Genomic DNA, 21,392 nt, shown 5'->3' with positions numbered 1-21,392 from the left:
CCACCGCCACCGCCACCGGCCACGTTCACCACCACTTCCCCCGATCCGCGGATGTCACGAGAGGTCCCAGGATGAAGCCGGTCGAACGCCGCATGCTGCGGGAACTGCCCGCGCTGCGCCGCCATATGACGTGTTCGGCGGTGCTGGCGCTGCTGGGCGCGGGGCTCGTCGTCGTCCAGGTGAGCCTGCTGGCGACGGTCCTCGCGGACGGCTTCGCGGGGCACGGGTTCCGGACGGCGACCCTGGCCGCGCTGGGTGCCGTCATGACGTCGCGCGCCCTGCTGAGCTGGACCCGTGGGGTGCTCGCGGAGCGCGCGGCGGCCGATCTCAAGCGCGGCCTGCGCGACCGGATCACCGCCCGGCTGCGGCAGACCGGCCCCGTACACATGGCGGCCCGCCGCCACGGCGAGACCGCGACCCTGCTCACCCGCGGTCTCGACGCCCTGGACCCGTACGTCGTGGGGTACCTGCCGACCATGGCGGCCACCGCGGTCGTACCCCTCACGGTCGTCGGCTGGCTGTGGTGGACCGACTGGACCTCGGCGCTGATCGTCGTCGTGACGCTGCCACTGATCCCCGTGTTCGGTGCGCTGGTCGGGATGCACACGGCTCGCCGCACCGCGCATCAATGGCGCCTGCTGGCACGGCTGGGCGGCCATTTCCTGGACGTGGTGGCCGGACTGCCCACGCTGCGCGCGTTCGGCCGTGAGCGGCACCAGACCCGGGTGGTGGGCGAGATGGCCGACGCCCACCGGCGGGCCACCATGCGGACACTTCGGGTGGCGTTCCTGTCCTCATTCGTCCTGGAGACGGTCGCCACCTTCTCCGTGGCGCTGGTGGCCGTCCCGGTCGGACTGCGGCTGCTCGGCGGCGGGACCGACCTGCGTACGGCACTGGTCGTGCTGTTCCTCGCCCCCGAGGCGTATCTTCCGCTGCGCGCGATGGGCGCGGCCTTCCACAACAGCGCGGAGGGCATCGCGGTGGCCGAACGGGTCTTCGCGATCCTCGACGACGAGGCCCCGACGCCGGGACGTGACGCCCGCGGTGGCCGGGCAGACGGCACCCGCCGTGGCCAGGCAAGCGGCACCCGTCGCAGTCCGGTACGCGACACCACGCGCCGTGGCCCGGTCGGCAGCGTCCGCCGGGACCTGGTCAGCGGTGCCCGCCATGGCTCGGTCAACGGTGCCCGCCAAGACCGGGTCGCCAGCACCCGCCATGGTCCGGTCAGCGACACCCGCGGTGACCCGGTCAGCGGTATGCCCGACGCCCGTACGGCGCCTCTGTGCCTGGACGGGGTCACGGTCCGCTACCCGGACCGGGCCGCGCCCGCCCTGCGGAACGTCTCCCTCTCCGTGCGCCCCGGCGAACACATCGCCCTGGTGGGACCGAGCGGCGCGGGCAAGTCCACGCTCCTGGCGCTGCTGCTCGGCTTCGTGGCACCCGCGTCGGGCCGGGTCACGCTCGGCGGCACGGACCTGGTCACGCCCGACGCCGTCCCGCCCGACCCCTGCCCGTCCGACCACTGCTCGCCCGACGCTTGCCAGCCCGACCCCTGCCCGCCCGACCTCGCCAGGCCCGACGCCTGCCCGCCCCACCGCTGCCCGCCCAACCGTTGCCCGCGCGACCAGGTCAGGCCCGACCTCGACGCGTGGCGCGCCCAAGTGGCGTGGGTGCCCCAGCGCCCGCACCTGTTCGCGGCGTCCGTCGCGGACAACATCCGGCTGGGCCGGCCCGACGCGAGCGACGCCGAGGTGCGGCGGGCGGCCCGTGCCGCGTCGGCGGACCTCTTCGTCGAGGCGCTGCCGCAGGCGTACGACACCCCGCTCGGTGAACACGGCACCGGGCTCTCGGCGGGTCAGCGTCAACGGATCGCGCTGGCACGCGCGTTCCTCATGGACGCCCCCGTACTGCTCCTCGACGAACCGACCGCCCATCTCGACCCGGAGAGCGAGGCCGCCGTCACCCGCGCCACGGTCGACCTGATGCGCGGCCGGACCTCGATCGTGGTCGCCCACCGCACCAGCCTGCTGCCCCACGCCGACCGGATCATCACGGTACGGGCAGGCGGCCTCGTCCTCCCCCGACCTGAACCGGAACTCGTACCCGCGTTCGTACCCGAACCCGTACCCGAACCCGAACTCGGACTCGCACCCGCACCCGCACCCGCACCCGCACCCGGGAAGGGAAAGGTGGCCCCATGACCCGAAAGGGTGCCCTCGTGGCCCGTAGGGATGATGCCCACAGGACCCGGAAGAGCGACCGCATGACCCCCCACCCCAGGATCGCGGACCCCGTCCGTACGCGCGGACCCCGCCCCACCTCCCGGCTGCTGCGCCACCTGCTCCCGTACTGGCGCAGACTGCTGCCCGCCGCGCTCGCCTCGGCGGGCAGCGAACTCGCCGGTGCCGCGCTGATGGCGACCGCGGCCTGGCTGATCACCCGCGCCGCCGAACAGCCGCCGCTGGCCTCGGTGAGTGTCGCGATCGTCGCGGTACGGGCCCTGGCCCTGGGGCGCGGAGCGCTGCGCTACACCGACCGGCTGCTGGGCCACGACGCCGCGCTGCGGGCCGTGGCGGGATTCCGTACGCGGGTGTACGAGTCGCTGGTGCCGCTGGCCCCGGCGGGCACCCCGGCCTTTCGTAGCGGCGATCTGCTGACGCGGCTCGTGGACGATGTCGACGCCGCGCAGGATCTGCTGTTGCGGGTGCTGATCCCGGCGTCGGCCGCGGTCGCGGTCGCGGTCACCGCCACCGCGACGGCCGCGGTGCTGCTGCCGCAGGCGGGTGTCCTGCTCGGCCTCTCCCTGGCCGTGGCGGGACTCGTCGTGCCCGCCCTGGTGCTCGCCCTGTCCCGTCGCACGGGCCGGACGGAGAAGGCTGCCCGCGCCGAACTCGCCTCGCTCACCCTCGACCTGACCCGGGGGGCGGCCGATCTCGCCGCGTACGGGGCGGGGGGCCGGGCCGAGGAGCGGGCCCGTCGGGCCTCGGCCCGGATCGCCGCGCTGGAACGCCGGGGAGCGCTGACCGCTTCGCTCGCCTCGGCCGTGGTCCTGCTGTTCCAGGGCGCCGCGACGGTCGGCGTCACCTGGCTCGCGCTGCGCGCCCACGCGGCAGGCGCGGTGCCCGCGCCGCATCTCACCGTGCTCGCGGTCCTCGCGCTGCTCTCCTTCGACGCGCTCACGCCGCTGCCGGCCGCCGCCCGCCGGCTCGCCGAGGTACGCGCGTCGGCGCACCGGCTGGCCGGCCTGCTCGACACCCCGCCCCCGGTCACCGAGCCGACCGACCCGGTCCCGCTCCCCACGGACGGGCCGCTCGGCGTGGAGATCACCGGCCTGCGGGTGCGCCACCACCCGGGCGGTCCCCCGGTACTCGACGGGCTGGACCTGCGGCTGCCGCCCGGCCGCCGGGTGGTGCTGCGCGGCGCGAGCGGCTCCGGGAAGTCCACGCTGATCGCGGCGCTCATGCGGTTCGTCCCGTACGAGTCGGGGAGCATCCGCGTCGGCGGACACGAACTGCGCGACTGCGCGGGCACCGATGTCCGCCGCGCGATCACCGGCGTGACCCAGGACGCACATGTCTTCCACACCACGATCCGCGCCAACCTGCTCCTGGCCCGACCCGACGCCACGGACAGCGATCTGCGCGCGGCGGCGGACCGGGCCCGGCTCCTGGACTGGATCGAGTCGCTGCCCGACCGCTGGGACACGGTCCTCGGCGAGAACGGCGCGGCGATGTCGGGCGGCCAGCGCCAACGCCTCCTGCTGGCCCGGGCCCTGCTGGCCGACCCACCCGTCCTCGTCCTCGACGAACCCACGGAGGGCCTGGACCCGGCCACGGCCACCGCGGTCCTCACCGACATCCTCACCGCCACCCACGGCCGCACCACCCTCCTGATCACCCACGCCCGCGCGGGCCTCACGGGGGCGGACCGGGTCGTGACGCTGGAGGGGGGCGCGGTGGTCACGGCCGGGGGACGGCAGACGGTCCGAACGGGCGGACCGTAGTCCGCGGTGGAGACGTGCGGCAGGAGAGGCATGGTCAGGACGGGAGAACGGCGGCTTCGCACACCTCGCCCGCCACGCGACAAGCCCACCCGTACACGTTCCGCGCCGCCGACCGGAACCGCGGGTGGCCACCACCGCTGACGACCTCGGCCCCGTGCGCAAGGGCATTCCGGGGCTGCTGCACGCCCTGCTCGGCGACGGTGGAGAACGCGTTCACCACCCGCACGGCCACCTTGCGAACGGATTTCAGCGACGCAGACCAAGGCTGATGGCGATGTTCGACCAACACGGCCTGCGGGAGCCCACCATCAGCTCATGCCGTACATCCGCCGTCACGAGCCGCCTTCACCGGCACCCGTGACCATACGCCGTGTCAGTGCCCGGACTTCCGCCAACAGAAGTGCCGGCTGTTGGTCCAGGTCGAGGGCGTGCTGGTGCAGGACCGTCCTGGCACGGCGTACCCGGTGACTGGCGTGCGGCGCATTGCCCTTCGCATAGACCAGGTGGCCCTCGGTCAGCCCCAACGCGGTGCAGTAGGCCAGCATCTGATAGAGATCCTCGTTCGGATAGCTCCGCCGCTTGTCGACCTTGTACTTGGCGTCAGCCACTATGCCTGGCACCCCTGCGCCCGTGTACCAGATGAAATCCGGCTTCAGGCGCACGGAATGGCCTTCGTCCAGGTGCGTGCCCCTGGCCTGAAGGACACTCCGTCCGCCGTAGGGCCGCATCGCCTCCCGCAGCGCCACGCACACGAAGTCCTCGTACACGCGGTTCATATCGAAGACGAAGCTGTCGATGCGCAGCCCGCCGGGCCGATGCTCGGCGGATGATCCGTCCAGAACCGCCTCGGCGAGGTGGAGGGCCTGGTGGTAGCGGGTGTTGAGACGGGTCGGTCGCCAGAGCGGGAGCGCCTGTCCCCGTACGACCGGTGTGATGTCCGCCAGCCGTGCCCTCTGGTGCACCAGGCGCGTCCGTACGGCCTTGGGCACACCTGGAAGGAGGAGCAGACGATCGACGGCGGAACGCAGAATCCGGTTCTCGGCGATATCGGTGGTGAACTCGTCGTATGTCACCTCCACCGGCAGAGACATGCCGAACCGGCGCCGGATCTGCTCGGTCTCCCGAACGCGGCCCCGTACGACGAAGGACGACTCCTCGACGCTCCGGTAGCCCTGCAGCAGGCCCCGTCCCAGAGCCCGGTCCGTCTGCCGTTCGACGGCATGGGCAAGAGCGGGGAGGAGTTCGGTGTGCTCGGCAGCATCGACCGTGCCGTCCCGCCAGCCGTGTGGGTCCTTGCTGTAGCCGAGCAGGAAGAAGAGGCGTGGGACGGGCACCTTGGGGGTGATCCGCACGGTGACCGTCTCCACACCGGGAACCGCGACGGCCACCGCCCCGACACGGCTCCCCGCACGCAGACGCCACACTCCCGGCTCATGGGCGTCGGGCGCGGCCTCTCCGAGGATCTTCAGGCCGGCCAGCGCGCGGCCGACCGCGTCCGGCAGTGGGAACCCCCTGGCAGGCGCGTGCTCGACGAGGGAGACGAGGACTGTCACTCCGGGTCGAACCCCTCACTCGTCTTCTCGTGACCCATGGCGACCGCACGGCGCAGCGCCGGCAGCCCGTAGCGGCCTTCGATGTCCACGTCGTCGCCGTAGTGGTGCTCCTCCAGCAGCGGAAGAATCTTGGTCCGCCACGTCCGCTCCAGCCCGCCGTCCCGGAAGACTCCCGGCTTCATCAGGTAGGAGGGTCCGATCCGGAAGTCGGCGTCATCGATCCGGGCGTTGAGCGCGTCGAGCAGTTCGGCCGGTTCGGGACCCCTGCCCTCGGCCGCCAGCCAGCGGCGCAGCAGCCCGGCGGTCGGCTCGATACGCGGAGACAGCTCGACGAAGGCGAAGCGCCGCCGCATCGCCGCGTCCACGAGGGCGATCGAGCGGTCGGCCGTGTTCATGGTGCCGATGATGAACAGGTTCCGGGGGAGGAAGAAGTCCTCCCCCGAATAGGTCAGCCGAACCGAGCGGTCGCGGTACTCCAGGAGGAAGTACAGCTCACCGAAGACCTTGGCGAGGTTGGCCCGGTTGATCTCGTCGATGATCAGGAAGTGCGGGACGTGCCGGTTTCCCTCACGGCCGGCCACCTTGGCGAACTCACGCAGCGGGCCGGCGGTGAGGCGGAAGGCGACCTCGTGTGTCTGGGGGTCCTCGATGGGACGGAAACCCTCGAAGAAGTCCTCGTACGCGTAGGAGGGGTGGAACTGGACCAGCTTCACCTGCTCGCGCCCGGCACCGAGGTACTCGGCGATCTCCTGCGCGAGGAAGGTCTTGCCCGTCCCGGGCGGGCCGTAGAAGATCAGCTGCTTCTCGTCCTCCACGAGATCCCTGATCTCCTGCAACCAGTCCACGTGATGGACGTTGAGCCTCTCCCGCAGCTCTTCCGTGGGCCGGGGCAGCTCCACCTCGCGACGAGCGGTGAGGGCCGCGGGCTCGGCTCCGGACTCGGCTGTGGTGTCCCGGGCCTCCTCCACGAGCTCTTCATCACTGACGCCCAGACCATCGATGATGGCCTTGGACGTCGTCAGGTCCACCACTTCGTGCTTCAGCAACAGCCGCAGGCGGAGTTCCTCGGGCAGGGTCTCCAGCGCGAAGCCCTCCCTGCCCCATTCCACGGGCCGCCGCAGATTGCTGCCGCCGTCCTCGGCGACGCGCTGCTCGACGCTTCCGGTGACCTCTCCGATGTAGAGGCGGCCCTCGGAGACCGCGCACACCGTGTCCCCCGGCCGCATCCGGGAGAAGAAGGCATGCAGTTCGTCGACGAGCTGCACCTTCTCGTTGTAGGCAGCGGTCGACTCGTAGTCCTCGTCGACGAAGGTGCGCAGTTGCTCCTTGCTGACGCCCTGGACGACCTCCGGCCGAAGCCAGGGCGCGGCGAGCGTCACCCTGCCCTCAGGGAGCCACACCCGCTGCACGAGGTCCGGGCCCGCGGGGTGGACGCCCCTCACGAGCCACGCGCGACTGGGACCCGACCAGACCTGCTCAAGAAAATCGGCGAGCGGCCGGCCGTCAGCGGTCTTCCACTCGAGCCATCCGTTGCTGCTGCGCCCCATCAGGATGTCGCCCGCGGCGGACGGTGAATTGCACTCGACGTCCCGGACGACCTCCAGCCATCCTGGAAAAGTGGTGGTCTCGCGTATCGCGCCTTCTGCGATCAGCTTCTCCCGCAGCCTGTGTGAGGAAGGCGTCCGCAGGAGGAAGGAGGGCACGACATCCGGGCGGGCCGGGGACCCGGCGAGCACGACCATCTTCTGGCTGCCGTTGGTCCCCATCTCGGAGAGCAGCCGCCCGTGTGCCGTCGGCCCGCCGTGCGGCAGGCGCAACTGGAACTCCGGGTATTCCTCGCCCATCGGGCTCCTCGTCCGTGTTGATGCGGTGACTCGTTCGGTCGATCTTGCGAAGGGTACGGTGGCGCGGCGGTCAGGCGGCCGAGCGCCCGCGACCTGCACGGTCGGCGCGCAACCGGGGTAGCCGGTGACCGGGGGTCGGCTGGGAACACGTGTCTGCCCGATCGGGCGTGGACCGACCGGGGTGCCCGGGTCCGGGCAAGGCCCGGGACAGGATCGTCCTCGCCCCCGCGACCTCCGTCGCTGAAGCCGACCGCCTCGGTTCATGGATGGGCATGGAGGCATTGTGGCCCGGATGATCGACTGTGACGGGATGTAACCCATTTCCGGCCAACGACGGCACCGGGTAGCCACGGGTTCCGGCCATGGATTGCCTCAGGCGGCAACCGCTGCCCATGATCTACAGCGAGGACACCGTCACAGCAAGGGGGAAACGGTGGGAATCAGAACACCTGAGGGCACGGCCAGGCATCCGCACACCGACGAGTTGGCCGCCGCTGTCTCCATGACGGGCTCTCAGCTGGCCCAGGCGGTGGGCCGCTTCGACGGCGACAAGGCTGCCATGGTGCTCGCGGCCGTGCGCACGGCCGAGCGGGCCTTCACTGAACTCGACGACTGCGACAAAGTCATCGACGAGGCATCGGAGACAGGCCGTGCCATCGCCGACCGATTGGGCGAACTGCTCGCGGCCGAGGCGGCAGACGAGATCCCTCCCCAGCTCGACGCGTTGGAAGCCACATCCGCCCGCGTACGCGACACGGACGGCCCACGCACCCTGTTGAACCGCCTCCTCGGACGCGAGGAGGAAGCCGGACAGACACCGTCCACGGTCCGGCCCCTCACGTCCGTCGACCTTCCCGGCCTCCCCTCTGCTTACCGGGACGAGGAGAGGTTCACGGACTTGATAGCCATGGCCGCACGGGGAGCGGAGCTGGCACCACGGCTGCGGCACGCCCACGCCGAGCGGCTCGGCGATGTGGCTGCCCATCTGGTGCGCGTGGTGCGACAGGCGGCCGACGTCGGCTTCGCCGAGCCAGTGTTCGCCGACGAGTCGGTTCATGAGGCCCGCCGCGCGTACGCACTCTGGCTCCGATGTCTCGCGGAGCGCAAACGGGACCTCGACTAGCCCGGTCACATCGACGAGCGGTCCTTCCCTCCCGCGGGTACGGACCCACCATCCGATGGATACCGCGTCCCCGAATCGCCCGAGAGAATCGATCTGTCCTGATGGCACCTGGCTGAGCCCCGGGCGGCAAACCCGTCGCGGTCACGTGCCCCGTCGGCCGCGTAGCCGATTGTCCAGCCACGACTTCCGCCGTACGCGGGTTCGGGTGCCCGCCTGACCTCCACCAGGGTCGGCAGCCGTCCGCATCCATGAACAAGCGATCCAGCCAGTACGTGGAGCCGTTCTCGTGCCTGGTGGGCGCCTTCCCTCCCTCTTCCCGTACACCCCGATCGCAACTGCCGACAGGCATGTCCGACGACACTCACCACCGACTTCACGCAAGGTCGGACAGCAGCACGTCGAGGACCGTCTCCTCCTCGACTCGTACAGCGAGTTGCAAGAGGGCCTGCCGCAGATCCGGGTCCCAGGGAGCTTCAGCCGGCGGCCCCGCGAGTGGCAGGCCATCGGGCCTTGCGAGCGCTGCGGCACGGTAGTCGGCAGCCGTATAGCGCCAGGGCCGCCAGGGCACGCGACGCAGCAGTGCGGAAGCGATACGGAGCCCGCCCCAGTCGAAGTCCCCGTGGTATCGCAGTGCTGCCCCGCCCTCGTTCAGCCGGCTCAAGAGGGTGAGCGCCGCGGCGGACGGCTGTCCCTGGACGCACACCAGCGGAGCGGAATCCGGCCCGTGGACGTCGGCTGCCGCTGCGAGGACCGCCGGGTTCTCGCAGATCCACACCGACGGGACGGAAAGGGCGACGGGGCAGCGGATGAGCTGACGGAGAGTGAGGACGGACGGCTCGCCCGCGTCGGCCATCCAGTCCATGGCGGGCGTGCCCCGCAGGTTCAGTGTCAGGACCGTCGAGGACAGCTCGTCGCGGAGCAGACCCGCTGATGCCCACGCCTCCCGGCGCCATGCGGCGCCCGTCCCGTCGGGAAAGCCTGTCAGCGCTCGGATGCCCGAGAGGGTGAGGGTGGCCAAAGGGGTGCCGTCGTCCAGGGCGTGGGCGCCACCGAGCAGCCGTGCCGCGAAGGCGGGAAGCGAGACGGGCGGGTCTACCGGCAGAGCACTCAGAACAGTGGCGACCTGATCCAGGAGGTCTTGAGCTGCGGCCGACGTGCCGGCGAGGCGGCGTACCAGGCCGTCGCCCCGGAGCCGGCCCGCCCATCCGGCAAGGCCCGGGGTCCGGTCCGCGAGAGCGTCGGTCACGGCGAACGCCTCTTGCCAGGCCCGTTCCTCGGCCTGGCGGGACGGGCCGAGCAGGACGGTCGGCCCGGTGAGCGCGACGACCGCTGCGGCCAGGCCCCCGGGACTGATCCCGGAGCGGCGCAGGACGGCGTCCACCTCGTCGAGCCGGATGGTCAGGGAGCGCCCCCTTCCGGGGGAGCGGCCCAACAGCAGCTAGGCTGCGGCCCGCTGGTCCGGCATGGGCGCCCTGAGGGAGACGGGTCCGGTGAGAGGCTGCTCACGCTCCAAGCGCCGACGCACCCGGTCGACCAGCCAGTCGAGGGCGGGATCGCCCAGCAGACGGCGCAGCCGGGCACCGTCGACCGGGCCGGTGGCGGACGTCAGGTCCACAGGGGCTCCGGCCCGGCTGTCGCCTCCGCGAGCGGGCCCGCTTTCGGAGTCTGCGACCGCACCGGGTCCTCTCGGCGGATCCTTCGGTTGCCGTCCCATTCCCAGCGGGTGACGAGTACCGCCGCCACCTCGTCGATCCGCGAGAGTTGGGCGATGGCGACGCCGGGCACCTGCGGGTAGCATGCCCACTCGCGCTCACTCGTCATCACCACGTCCAGGTCGAACGCGTGCAGCAGGCCGAGGCACTTGGCGCGCGAGTCGTCGTCCACTCCCGCGAAAGCCTCGTCGAGGGTGACCAGGCGTGGCGCGTACGGACTGCCGGCGCTCGCATAGTGCGAGGAAGCCGCGGCGAACAACGGTACGGACACGGCAAGGACGCGCTCGCCACCCGAGGCCGGGCCGGTGGCCGGGACCCAGCGGCCGTGCTGGTGCCGCTCGACCCCGAATTCGTGCCAGGCCCGGTAGTCGAGCGCGGCGGTGAGGTGTTCGAGCCAGCTGCCGGAGGTGTCGTCCGTCTGCTGCCGGGCGATCTGTGTCTGGAGGAACTCACCCACCGCCGCCCGGTCCTCCGGGGTCCAGGCGTCAGCGGACTGGCGCAGCCGCTCACGGGCGGTGGCGAGACCGGAGGGGGCTTTGCGGGAGGCCCGCCAGACCAGCCGCAGCTTCATCCCTGTGGAGGTGGGGCGGTCATCCAGCTCGGCGTTCATGTCCCGCACCTGGCGTTCGGCGGCCCCGATGAGCTCCTGGAGGGTACCCGCGACCTCGGTGATCAGATGGGTTTCGAGGATCTCCCGTTCATGGGCGGAGAGGATACGGGTGAGTTCGCCGACTTCGGCGGTGAGTGCCTCCGCGAGCTCCGGTACGGCGCGTTCACGGCCCTGGTAGACGATGTCGACGACCATGCCGTCCTCGACCATCCGGGCGGAGGCGGTGTGCCCGTGCCGGGACAGGGTGTCCTGAAGGGTCTTGAGTTCCTCACTCAGTCGCCGCTGTACGCGTTCCCAGGCGCTGTCCGAGTCGTCGGTCGACGCCAGCCCGGACTCGATGGCTCGGGCGAGCGTGATCGCCGGGGTGGCCGCCCAGGGTGTGTCCCCCGCCGTCGGCACCGTCAGGTCGGGCAGGGCGACCTTGATCAAGCCGGTGGCGGTGAACCGCTGGAGTCCCGCGATGGCTTCCGCCCGTGTCCCGGCGGCTTCCGCGAGGTTCTTCTCCAGACGCTCGATATGGCCTTCGGCCTTGCTCGCTTCGCGGTCGGCGTCGCCATGGCGCTGCCGGGTGGTCCTCTGGTCCGCCTCGCAGGCCCGCAGGGCTTCGGCGGTCTCGGTGAGGCGGCGTTCGAGTTCGACGACGGCGGCGCCGATGGTGGAGCGCAGGGTGGCGTGCCGCTCGTCGGCCGCCACCGCCTCGCGCCCGGCCTCGTCGGCGCGCCAGGTGAGTTCGGCGGTCCGCTCCCCGGCCTGCGCGACCTCGGTGCGTTCCTCCTCGGCCTGGAGGGCCGCCTCATCGCGTTCACGCAGGGTCGGCCACAAGGCGGCCAGGGACAAGGCGAGGGACCCAAGGGCCCGGCGCACCTCGGCAAGGCCCGCGCGGTCGGCCGGCAGACCGAGTTCGGCCGTGGTTCCCGCGAGTTCGGTGGTGGCCGCTTCGGCCCGCCCGGCCGCTTCCAGGAGGTCGGCGGCTCGCTCCTCGCGCCGTGAGCGAGTGCGACGCACCGCCTCGACGGCAGCGGTCACCTGGGCGTGCGCCCGGGTGAGCGGGCTCTCCTCGGGTACGCCGGCCAGCTCGGCATCGAGGGTGCGGCGGCGTGCGGCGACCCCTTCGGACCGCGCCACGAGGGTGTCCGACTCAAGTCTGAGAGCGCCGAGTTCTGCACGCAAGCTGGCGATGCGGGCCCGTCGCGCCGCCTCCCGCGCCCCCTCCCCGACGTACTCGGCGGCCGGTTTGGCCCAGCGGCCGGTCAGCGGGCCGACCCGGAAGCGCCCGTCCGGCCCCGCCCATGTGTCCGTTCCGCCGTCGCCTCCCACGCCGATGGCGGCGAGCAGTCGTGCGACTGTGTCCTCGCCCACCGCCGCGGCCTGCGCGTCGCCGCTGTCCACGGCTGGGCGCAACAGCCCGCCGAGCGAGGGCCCGGCCACCGGACCGGTCAGCGGAGCGAGGAGTACGTCGTACCCGTCCGCGGCGAGGGCGGTGCCGTCGGGGAGCACCCAGGCGTCAAGCAGTCCAGAGGCTTCCAACGCCGCCTCCAGTCCGGCGCGTTGCGCTTCCGGGAGGTGGTCGTGGAAGTCCACCAGGCGCCACAGGGGTGCGCCTGAGAGCCGCTCGCGCAGGCCGGGTGTGCGGCTGAGCGGCGGTCGGGGACCTCGTCGGCCGCCGGCCTCCAGCATGGTGAGTTCCTCGCGGAACCGGCCGATACGTACCTCCAGCTCCGCCGTCCGGCGCGCCGCGTCGGCCGCCTCGTCCGCCAGTCGCGCCGAGGCCGTGCTGTGCGCTCGTGCCGCGTGCACGCGGGCCGGGTAGGGCCCGTCGAGGTGTCGCGTCCAGTCCTGGAGTTCGTCGAGCAGGCCGACCGGGTCGGGGCAGACCAGCTCGGTCCAGGCGCGCGCGTTCTCTCGTACGTCGTCCAGCAGTGCCCGCGCTGCCCGTGCGGCTGCTTCCTCCGCCTGGCCTTGCGCCGCGACGGTCTGGTCGAGGTCGGTATCCGCCTCGTCGAGGCGGACGGAAGCCTGCCGCTGCCCCTGGGCCGCCCGCTCAGCCGTCTCCGCGAGGTCCTCCGCATGGGCGAGCGCACGATGCCCGCGATCCATCGACTGGTCGGCCGCGAGCCGCAGTTCAGGCCACCGCTGCCCGTCGTCCCCCGGTAGGTCGATACGTGCGGCGGCGGCCGCCTCCCGTGCGGTGCGGAAGGTGTCCTCGGCAAGCCGTTCGGCCGCCCCCAGCCGGTTCTCGGCCGTGGTGAGCCGCCCGAGCGCCCGGGAGTGCAGGCCCGCGGCCTGGTGCCGGTCGTCCCGGGCCTGGATGCGGGCGCGATCGGTCCGCTCCGCCTCCTTGGCCGCTTGCTCCAGCTCCCGGGCACTGCGCATCTCGGGGCCCTCGCGCAGGGCCGCGTCCTGGGCCCGCAAGCGTGCCCGGGTCTCTTCCAGGGCGGTGATCCGTTCTTCCGCCGCCGCCCGTGCCTCCTGGGCACGGGTCTGCTGGGCCTGTGCTTCGACGAGGTCCCGCTGGATGTGTTCGTAGCGGGAGTGTTCCCCGCGTGGGGTGCGGGCGCGTCGGCGGGTGGCGATCCGGGCATAGCGCCGGTAGTGGTCCAGGAAGGCTGTGGCGGCCCGCTCCGCGGCGGTGGCGGCCGCCAGTTCCTCCTTCTCCTCGTCCAGGGAGCGGAAGGCTTCGGCCACGTCGGCGATGACCGCCTGGTCCATGGGCGGCAGGGCCTCGGTGAGGGCTCGGGACAGGGCTGCCTCGTTCGGGCGCTTGGACAGCTGGGGCTGGCGCAGCTGGATGAGCAGGTCGACCAGAGCGCCGTACCGCTGCTCGCCGAGTCCGAAGAGGGCCTCGTCAACGGCCCTGCGGTAGGTCCTGGCCTGGTCGTACACCATGCCGTGCCCGGTGAGGGCCTCAGCGAGACGGTCCCTGGACAGGGCCGTGCCGGTGGCGTCGAGCAGGCTGAGAGACGCCTCGGCGGCGGGTGCCGGACCGTGGTCGACGCGCTGACTGGTGAGTGCGTACCAATGGCGTGCGATACCCCGCCCGCTGACTGCCTTCAGTCCGCAGAGCAGCGTACGGAAGTGCCGCTCGCCGGTGGATTCGTCCACCCTGCCGAACTCGATCCAGGTGTAGCCGAGCCGCTCGGAGTGCGGGTGCTCGCCGCCGAGCAGCAGATTCCACTCCATCCGCTTGCCCGGGTCGCCGTCGGGTTCGACACGGCGTGAGGTGAGGTCGCCGTCGAGCAGGAAGGGCAGTGTCAGGGCAAGCACCTTGGACTTGCCGGTGCCGTTGTTCCCCCGGAGGAGCAGGCGACCATCCTTGAAGTGGAACTCCTCCACGTCGTAGTGGAAGAGGTCGACGAGTCCGATGCGCAAGGGTTGCCAACGGGAGCGCAGGGGATCAGGGAGGCGGGTCACGGCTTGCTGGCCTTTCGCTGCGCGGGCATACGTGAGGTGCCGGGTTCGAGTACGACGGCCTCGCCGACCGCGTACCGGGCGAGGGCTGGGCGCGGTGCCACGCCGTGGGCGGTACGGGAGACCAGCCCGAGGGCGGCGAGCCGGGCGACGGCCTGCTCCACGAGTTCGGCTTCCATGCCGGGATCCCGCGCGGACTTGGCCCAGAATCCGCCGTGCTCGGCGGCGAGTTCCCGGACCCGGAGACCCAGTTGATGGGTGGTGAGGGGAGCGTCCGAGGCTGCCAGGTACTCGGCGAGCAGCAGCGTGACGTGGCCGTGGGTTCCCTGCTCGGGCATCCGGACGTCGGTGAGGTCGTCGTCCGGGTCGACCATCGCGATGCCCTCCGCGCGCACCTCCGGAACCAGTCCGGTCAGCTCGGTGATCCGGGCGGTGAGGAACCCGCGCTGCCGGGTGAGGTAACCGAGCTCCGCGTCGGTCAGCTCGTCGTAGTAAAGGACCGGATCGTCCAGGAGCCTGCGGGTCAGCGAGCGCCGCATCGCGCGGAAGCGCAGTTCGTCGCTGTCCAGAGCGGTCTCGGAGACGAGTTCGGCGAGGCGGTCCGCGAAAGCCTCGGCGTGCACGGTGGAGGGGCCGCGCCGCGCGGCGAGCAGCCCGGCCAGCACGCGCCGTTCCACGTCGTACAGCGCGTCGCCCGCTCCGCTGACGTACGCTTCCTCGTCGCCGGCCACCCTGCGCAGCACACCCAGGCTGAGCAGGAGTCTCACCACAGCGGCGAGGTCGAGGCGCTCGTCGCGGCGGTCCAAGGTGAACTGGATGCCCGCGCGGGCGAGGTGAGGGTCCGCAGCGTCGAGGACTACCTGGTCGGCGAGGCGGCCGAGGGCGATCTGGGCCTCGCCTCGTTCGAGGGCGGCGAGGGCGAGGCAGAGCAGGACGTATCGGCGGCGTGTGAAGGGGGCCGCCGCACGGGTCGCATCACGCGCGGGGTGCGTGGGGTCGCTGAGGACGCCGGGTATCTTGCGCAGCCGAGCCGCCTCGGCATCCGTCTGGAGGGACCAACCGGTGTTGCGGTCGAACCATTCGCGCAATTCCGAGGCGTGCCGACGGACGAGACGGAACTCGTCGGCGTATCGGCCGCGGGCGAGCAGGAGTGGCTGCTTCAGCAGGGCACGAGCCGCCTTGCGAAGGTCAGCCGCGTGCTGGCCGTCGAGCACCTCGGCGAGCGGGGTGCTGTTCATCGGTCCTCGCCTCCGTCCGTGAGGTCGATGATCTCGATGAGGTGGTCGGGACCGCGGAAAGCGCCCCCAGCCGTCCGGATCTCTGCCGTACCGCCGTCGGCGAGCGCGCTGAGCCGGATCCCCATGGAGCCGTCGTTGCTGGTGGCCACGGTGTGGCGCATACCGGGACGCCAGGTGGCCAGCGCGTCGCCGAGCAACTGGAGGAAGAGCCCGAAGGACGCCGGGTCCAGTTCACCGAGTCCGGACAGCCGGGTGATTCCGTCGGTGACGAGCCGGGCGCGTGCCGCCGCGGTCTCGGCGGCCTGCTTGGCGGCCACCTCGGCGAGTCTGCGGCGCGACTCCTCCCGGTTCTCGACCCTGCGTGGCTTGCCGCGGCGCTCATAGCTGCCCGTACGGCGCAGCTGCGGGCTGATCCGCAACGGCTCGGCGTCGGCCCAGGGAGTGGCCGTGGGGACCGGCAGTGCTGCGCGGGCGGCGAGGGTCCCGGCATCGACGGTGAGATGCCGGGCGGGGTACAGCCCGAAGGCGGTGCGCCACAGCCGGTGCCGGGCGTCGTCGTCCGGGGCCTCGGCGAACCACCGGGCAAGGGTACGGAAGTCGGCGGACCGGTCCGAGCGCCCGGCCCTGCGTTCGTTCAGCGACCGTACGACCGCGAGGAGCTGGGGAATCGCGCCGAGGGCCCGACCGCGCAGCAGCCTGGCCTGCGATTCACGCCCCTCCCTGCTGATGAACCACGCTGCGAGCCCGGTCCAGCGCCCGTACCAGCGCTGGTACGCCTCCCCCTCGGCGTGGTCCGCCTCCTCCGGTGAGGCGTCGGCAGCCTCACGGGCAGCGGCTGCCCGAAGCAGCGGTTCGATACGTCCGACGTCTTCCAGTTCCAGGATCAGGCGGGCGATGCGCCCGCCGAGGGTGATCAGATCCTGGATGAACCGCTCCAGGTACTGGATCAGCCGGTCCTTGTAGGCGAGGAACACTTCCTCTCCGACGTCATGAAGGTCGATGGTCTGCTGCAAGGACCCCATGAAGGCTCGGGCGTTGTCGGCCAGAGCTGCGAACCGGCTGGCCAGTACGTCAAGAGCCAGGTGGATCTTGGCCCGATCCGGCTGTTCCTCTGCTGCCAGCACGAGGAGGGCCCGCAACTGGGTGATGATGTCGTGCAGGGCGACGGCCTGCAGCGCGCCACGCCGCCCGAGCGCGTCGTCGTAGACGCCCAGGGCTTCCTCGGCCGCTTCCCCGGCCCGGGTGAGCTGGTAGATGAACCGCTTCCGGTAGAAGTCCTCCACGGCGGTGACACGCGCGGTGTCGGGATCGGCGCGGAGATTGCCCCAGCCCACGAGGCTCTCCAGCGCCTTCACCAAGGCGTCCAGGTCGGGGGGACGCACCTCGGCCGGCAGGGCCGTGTACACATCCTCGGGGCGCAGGTGTACGGCGAAGCGCTCCTTGGCGACGACGAAGGCCCCCATCACCTGACGGTAGAGGTCTGTGTTCTGCACGGTGAGGTGGGCAAAGGGGCTGAACCCGTACGGCAGCGGTTCCCGGGAGATGGTGGTGGCGGTCATTGCCGGCCATTGTCCCGCAGCGAACAGGATCGCAGACAGGGTCGAAAACAGTTGGCCGATTCACACCGGAATGTCATCTTGCGGACCTCTGTCCCACCGGACTCCGGAGGATGCCAGGCCCGTGGAAGGCAGCATGCGGATCTCCCGATCGACCGAGGCGGAGTCCATGTGAAGCAGCAGCTCGACGAAGGTCGGCCGGCGGTGTTGCGGTCGATCGGGCAAGCGTGCCCGAATCGGCTCCGGGAAAACAGCCCTACAGGACCAGCTGTCGGGCTCCGCAGGGGCGCGGGCTGCTGGAGCCGGGCGACGGGGACAGTGGAGCGCCGGACTCACCGACGCGGGCCAGCACTACCGGAAGCAGTCGTCCACGCCCGTCCCCGGGGTATCCAGGGGCGCTCGCGGACGGTTTCCGCTGCCATGGGCGTCGGCACACCATGGCAGCGAACAGTCAGGACTTCACGATGCCACGTCTCGGGACGCGGGCCCGGCGCCTATGTCACCTGCTCGAACACGGTGCTGGCGATCCGTCAGAACACGCGCCGGGACGAGGGCCGAACGCGCGTCAGGACACCGCCCGTAACGCCCCCCCACCGCACCTCACGCACACCGGCAATCCCCAGCTCACGCGTCCTTCTTCACCGGCTCCAAAATAGCCACGCACTCCACATGGTGCGTCATCGGAAACAGGTCGAACGCCCGCAGCGTCCGCACCTTGTACCCGCCCTCGGCGAAGTACGCGATGTCCCGGGCCAGGGCGGCCGGGTCGCAGGCCACGTAGGCGATCTTGCGGGCGCCGAGGCCCGCCAGGTGCTGGACCGTGCGGCGGCCCGCGCCCGCCCTCGGGGGGTCGAGGACGACCAGGTCGGCCTCGGTGATGCCGGTGCGGGGCAGCACCTGCTCGACCTTGCCCTGCTCCACCCGTACCCGGGGGAAGTCCCGCAGATTGTGCCGGGCGTCCTCGACCGACCGCTTGCCCGACTCGATGCCCAGCACCGCGCCCTGCTCGCCGACCCGGTCGGCCAACGCTCCGGCGAAGAGGCCGACACCGCAGTAGAGGTCCAGCGCGGTGTCGCCCTTGCGGGGCAGCAGGCCCTGCATGACCGCCTTCACCAGGGTGTCCGCCGCCTTGGGGTGGACCTGCCAGAAGCCGCCGTTGCCCACCCGGTACGTACGGTCGTCGGCCCGCTCGCGGACGAAGGGGCGGCCGTGCACCCGGTGCACCCCGCCGTCGTGCTCGTCGACGCGCAGCACCGACACCGGACGGTCCAGCTCCACCAGCGGCAGCCGCGCCCCGGGGCGCGGGGTGAGGATCACCTGACGGTCCTGGGACCCCGTCGCGGCGATCGCCTCGACCGACGCCATGCCCAGCCACTGCCGTGCCTCGACGCCCAGCTCCGTCACGCCCTGTGCGGCGATCATGCAGTGGTCGACGGGCTCCACCTCGTGCGAGCGGTGGCGCCGCAGCCCGGCACGGCCCTCCGTGTCGACCGCGTACTGCACCCGGGTGCGCCACGCGGGCACCTGGCCGACGGGCAGCTTGTCGCCCTCGACGGGCATCACCGTGCCGTCCCAGCCCACCTGCTCGGGGGTGAGCCCCGCGAGCCGCTGGAGCTGCTCGGTGACGACCTCGCCCTTGAGCCTGCGCTGCGCGCCCGGCTTGGCGTGCTGCCAGTCGCAGCCTCCGCAGCGGCCCGGCCCGGCGTACGGGCAGGGGGCCATCACGCGGTCCTTGGACGGGTCGTGCACCTTCACGGCGTCCGCGCGCAGGAATCGGGAGTCCTCGTCACCCTCGGTGACCCTGGCGAGCACGCGCTCCCCGGGCAGCGCGTGCCGGACGAACAGCACCTGACCGTCGTCGGTGCGGGCGACACAGTGCCCGCCGTGGGCGACGGGCCCGACCTCGACCTCGTACTCCTGACCCACCAGCGTTTTCTTCGGTTCTTCCTGCATGGCGGGGTGACTCCACTACTGGGTGAGGAAATGCGGCCGGACAACAGCCCACCAGTCTACGTGGGCGCCGTCCGGCCGCTCACCACCTCGGACCCGGGGCGGGCCGCGGCGGCAGGGGACGTCACTTCTTCGCCGTGGGCTCCTTCGGTGACCGCTTCTCCACCGGGCCCCGGCGCACCGCTCCCGGCGCGCTCCATTCCTGGCGGCGGCGGGCCCGCTTCTTGGCCGCCTCGGAGGACTCCAGCTGGTACGGCACCGAGGTCACCATCACCCCGGGGGTGAACAGCAGCCGGCCCTTGAGCCGCAGCGCGCTCTGGTTGTGCAGCAGGTGCTCGTACCAGTGGCCCACCACGTACTCGGGGATGATCACGCTGACGGCCTCGCGCGGGGACTCGTGGCGCAGGTTCTTGACGTACTCGATGATCGGGCGGGTGATCTCGCGGTACGGCGAGTCGAGGACCTTGAGCGGGACGTCTATGGCGCGCCGGTCCCACTCCTCCTTGAGGGCCCGGGTCTCCTCCGGGTCGACGTTGACGCTCAGTGCCTCCAGGGTGTCGGAGCGCATGAGCTTGGCGTAGGAGAGGGCCCGCAGGGTGGGGCGGTGGAGCTTGGAGACCAGGACGATGGAGTGCACCCGGGACGGGCGGACCACGTCGTCGGTCGGTTCCTCGGGGGCGCTGATCTCCTCGGCGACCCGGTCGTAGTGGCGGCGGATCGCGGTCATCGTCGCGTAGAAGATGACCATGCCGAGCAGCGCGACCCACGCGCCGTGCGTGAACTTGGTGACCAGGACGACCACGAGCACCAGGCCGGTGAAGAACGCGCCGAAGGCGTTGATCGCCCGGGAGCGCTTCATATGGCGGCGCTTGGCCGGGTCGTTCTCGGTGCGCAGATGGCGGTTCCAGTGCCGGACCATGCCGGTCTGGCTCAGGGTGAAGGAGACGAAGACCCCGACGATGTAGAGCTGGATCAGCCGGGTCGAGTCGGCTCCGTAGATCACCACGAGCAGGGTCGCGGCGCCCGCGAGGACGACGATGCCGTTGGAGAAGGCGAGCCGGTCGCCGCGGGTGTGGAGCTGGCGCGGCAGATAGCGGTCCTGGGCGAGGATCGAGCCGAGCAGCGGGAAGCCGTTGTACGCCGTATTGGCCGCGAGGAACAGCACCAGCGCGGTGGCCGCGGCGAGGACCACGAACAGGAAGGTGCCGTCCCCGAAGACGGCCGCCGCCACCTGGGAGATCACCGGGTCCTGGACATAGCCGTCCCCGACCGGGGCGCCGTCGTGGACGAGGTCCTTGGCCGGGTTCTCGGCCATCCGGACGTCGGAGGCCATGGCGAGGCCGATGATCCCGCAGAACATGGTGACGGCGAGCAGTCCCATCAGCGCCAGGGTGTTCGCGGCGTTGCGGGACTTCGGCTTGCGGAAGGCGGGGACGCCGTTGCTGATGGCCTCGACACCGGTGAGCGCCGCACAGCCCGAGGAGAAGGCCCGCAGCAGCAGGAAGACCAGGGCGAATCCCGCGAGCCCCTGGTGCTCGGCCTGGATCTCGAAGTCGGCGGTGGGCGCCTTCAGCGTGTCGTCGAGGACCAGCCCGCGGAACGCGCCCCAGGCGATCATCAGGAAGACCCCGGTGACGAAGACATAGGTGGGGATCGCGAAGAGCTTCCCGGACTCCCGCACCCCGCGCAGGTTCATCACGGTGAGCAGCACGATGATGGTGACCGCGACGAGGACCTTGTTCTCGACCACGAACGGGATCGCGGAGCCGAGGTTCTCGACCCCCGAGGAGATGGACACGGCGACGGTGAGCACGTAGTCGACCAGCAGGGCGCTGGCGACGGTGAGGCCCGCCTTGGGACCGAGGTTGGTGGTCGCCACCTCGTAGTCGCCGCCGCCGCTGGGGTAGGCGTGCACGTTCTGACGGTACGAGGCCACCACCGTGAACATCAGGACGACGACGGCGAGGGCGATCCAGGGGCTGAAGTGGTAGGCCGACACGCCCGCGATGGAGAGCACCAGCAGCACCTCACCGGGCGCGTACGCCACCGAGGAGAGCGGGTCGGACGCGAAGACAGGGAGAGCGATGCGCTTCGGCAGGAGCGTCTCACCGAGCCGGTCACTGCGCAGGGCGCGCCCGATGAGGATCCGTTTGGGCACGTCGGTCAGTTTGGACACGCAAGGGATCGTAAGCGTTCGAACGGGGGGCCGCCCACCCACCACCCCAGAAGTCATGGTGACGATCGGATGCCGTTCCCGGCGGTGCGGGCGGGTGCCGTCCCCCGACCGCGCGTGTGTAGCTTGGGCCCCGGTCTGAGACCCTGTTAAGCCTGAGTCGTCACGATCAGGGGGGACTTGGTAAAGCCCGGGTCAAGTCCGCAGGCCCGGCCCTCTCCT

12 protein-coding genes are annotated in these 21,392 nt (G+C 71.5%); 3 read left to right on the top strand and 9 right to left on the bottom strand.

The annotated features are described in order from the left end of the window. Window positions 1–71 precede the first annotated feature (71 nt). On the top strand, window positions 72–2,201 hold the full coding sequence (locus tag AB852_RS39835; protein ID WP_107499275.1) for an ABC transporter ATP-binding protein/permease: 2,130 nt from the start codon (window positions 72–74) through the stop codon (window positions 2,199–2,201). 62 nt (window positions 2,202–2,263) lie between these two features. Further along, complete coding sequence (gene cydC / locus AB852_RS17890; RefSeq protein ID WP_073789495.1) at window positions 2,264–4,003, top strand: thiol reductant ABC exporter subunit CydC; 1,740 nt, start codon at window positions 2,264–2,266, stop codon at window positions 4,001–4,003. A 332-nt stretch (window positions 4,004–4,335) separates the two neighbouring features. On the opposite strand, the gene AB852_RS17880 is transcribed toward cydC, so the two are convergent. Both AB852_RS17880 and AB852_RS17875 read right to left on the bottom strand, forming a co-directional pair. Beyond that, window positions 4,336–5,556, bottom strand: coding sequence for an McrC family protein (locus AB852_RS17880; protein WP_073789493.1), 1,221 nt, complete (start codon window positions 5,554–5,556; stop codon window positions 4,336–4,338). Continuing rightward, a complete protein-coding gene (locus AB852_RS17875) occupies window positions 5,553–7,400 on the bottom strand; it encodes a DUF4357 domain-containing protein (RefSeq protein WP_073789492.1) in 1,848 nt (615 codons plus the stop codon). Before AB852_RS17875 ends, AB852_RS17880 begins: the two co-directional genes overlap by 4 nt. 433 nt (window positions 7,401–7,833) lie before the next feature. Here AB852_RS17875 and AB852_RS17870 point away from each other — a divergent pair, with 433 nt between their 5' ends. Beyond that, the gene (locus tag AB852_RS17870; protein ID WP_073789491.1) at window positions 7,834–8,523 is read left to right on the top strand and encodes a hypothetical protein; all 690 of its coding nucleotides are present in this window, start codon (window positions 7,834–7,836) and stop codon (window positions 8,521–8,523) included. Window positions 8,524–8,896: 373 nt separating this feature from the next. On the opposite strand, the gene AB852_RS17865 is transcribed toward AB852_RS17870, so the two are convergent. The 7 genes from AB852_RS17865 to AB852_RS17840 form a co-directional block, all read right to left on the bottom strand. Continuing rightward, window positions 8,897–9,955 (bottom strand): TIGR02679 family protein, encoded by a 1,059-nt coding sequence (locus tag AB852_RS17865; RefSeq protein ID WP_245876817.1) that lies wholly within the window; start codon window positions 9,953–9,955, stop codon window positions 8,897–8,899. A gap of 6 nt (window positions 9,956–9,961) precedes the next feature. After that, complete coding sequence (locus tag AB852_RS40845; RefSeq protein ID WP_245876816.1) at window positions 9,962–10,138, bottom strand: hypothetical protein; 177 nt, start codon at window positions 10,136–10,138, stop codon at window positions 9,962–9,964. Continuing rightward, the gene (locus tag AB852_RS17860; RefSeq protein WP_245876815.1) at window positions 10,129–14,214 is read right to left on the bottom strand and encodes a TIGR02680 family protein; all 4,086 of its coding nucleotides are present in this window, start codon (window positions 14,212–14,214) and stop codon (window positions 10,129–10,131) included. The genes AB852_RS40845 and AB852_RS17860 overlap by 10 nt, the downstream gene beginning before the upstream one ends. Window positions 14,215–14,252: 38 nt before the next feature. Then, complete coding sequence (locus AB852_RS17855; protein WP_073789489.1) at window positions 14,253–15,491, bottom strand: TIGR02678 family protein; 1,239 nt, start codon at window positions 15,489–15,491, stop codon at window positions 14,253–14,255. After that, window positions 15,488–17,050, bottom strand: a complete 1,563-nt coding sequence (locus AB852_RS17850) for a TIGR02677 family protein (protein WP_073789488.1) — start codon at window positions 17,048–17,050, stop codon at window positions 15,488–15,490. The genes AB852_RS17855 and AB852_RS17850 overlap by 4 nt, the downstream gene beginning before the upstream one ends. Window positions 17,051–17,671: 621 nt before the next feature. Further along, window positions 17,672–19,000: a class I SAM-dependent RNA methyltransferase gene (locus AB852_RS17845; RefSeq protein WP_073789487.1), complete on the bottom strand. Its 1,329-nt coding sequence runs from the start codon at window positions 18,998–19,000 to the stop codon at window positions 17,672–17,674. 121 nt (window positions 19,001–19,121) lie between these two features. Further along, window positions 19,122–21,173, bottom strand: coding sequence for an APC family permease (locus tag AB852_RS17840; protein WP_073789486.1), 2,052 nt, complete (start codon window positions 21,171–21,173; stop codon window positions 19,122–19,124). Between the last annotated feature and the right edge of the window lie 219 nt (window positions 21,174–21,392).

Origin of the sequence: Streptomyces uncialis (genome assembly GCF_001905345.1) — a bacterium.
GTDB classification, from domain to species: domain Bacteria; phylum Actinomycetota; class Actinomycetes; order Streptomycetales; family Streptomycetaceae; genus Streptomyces; species Streptomyces uncialis.
Note: the sequence above shows the minus strand (reverse complement) of the source record. Positions and strands in the feature narration are given on the sequence as shown.

Bases quoted from the DNA above. Each gene is read 5' to 3' on its own strand.
- AB852_RS39835 (WP_107499275.1), top strand. From the start codon at position 72: ATGAAGCCGGTCGAACGCCGCATGCTGCGGGAACTGCCCGCGCTGCGC.
- cydC (WP_073789495.1), top strand. From the start codon at position 2,264: ATGACCCCCCACCCCAGGATCGCGGACCCCGTCCGTACGCGCGGACCC.
- AB852_RS17875 (WP_073789492.1), bottom strand. From the start codon at position 7,400: ATGGGCGAGGAATACCCGGAGTTCCAGTTGCGCCTGCCGCACGGCGGG.
- AB852_RS17855 (WP_073789489.1), bottom strand. From the start codon at position 15,491: ATGAACAGCACCCCGCTCGCCGAGGTGCTCGACGGCCAGCACGCGGCT.
- AB852_RS17850 (WP_073789488.1), bottom strand. From the start codon at position 17,050: ATGACCGCCACCACCATCTCCCGGGAACCGCTGCCGTACGGGTTCAGC.
- AB852_RS17845 (WP_073789487.1), bottom strand. From the start codon at position 19,000: ATGCAGGAAGAACCGAAGAAAACGCTGGTGGGTCAGGAGTACGAGGTC.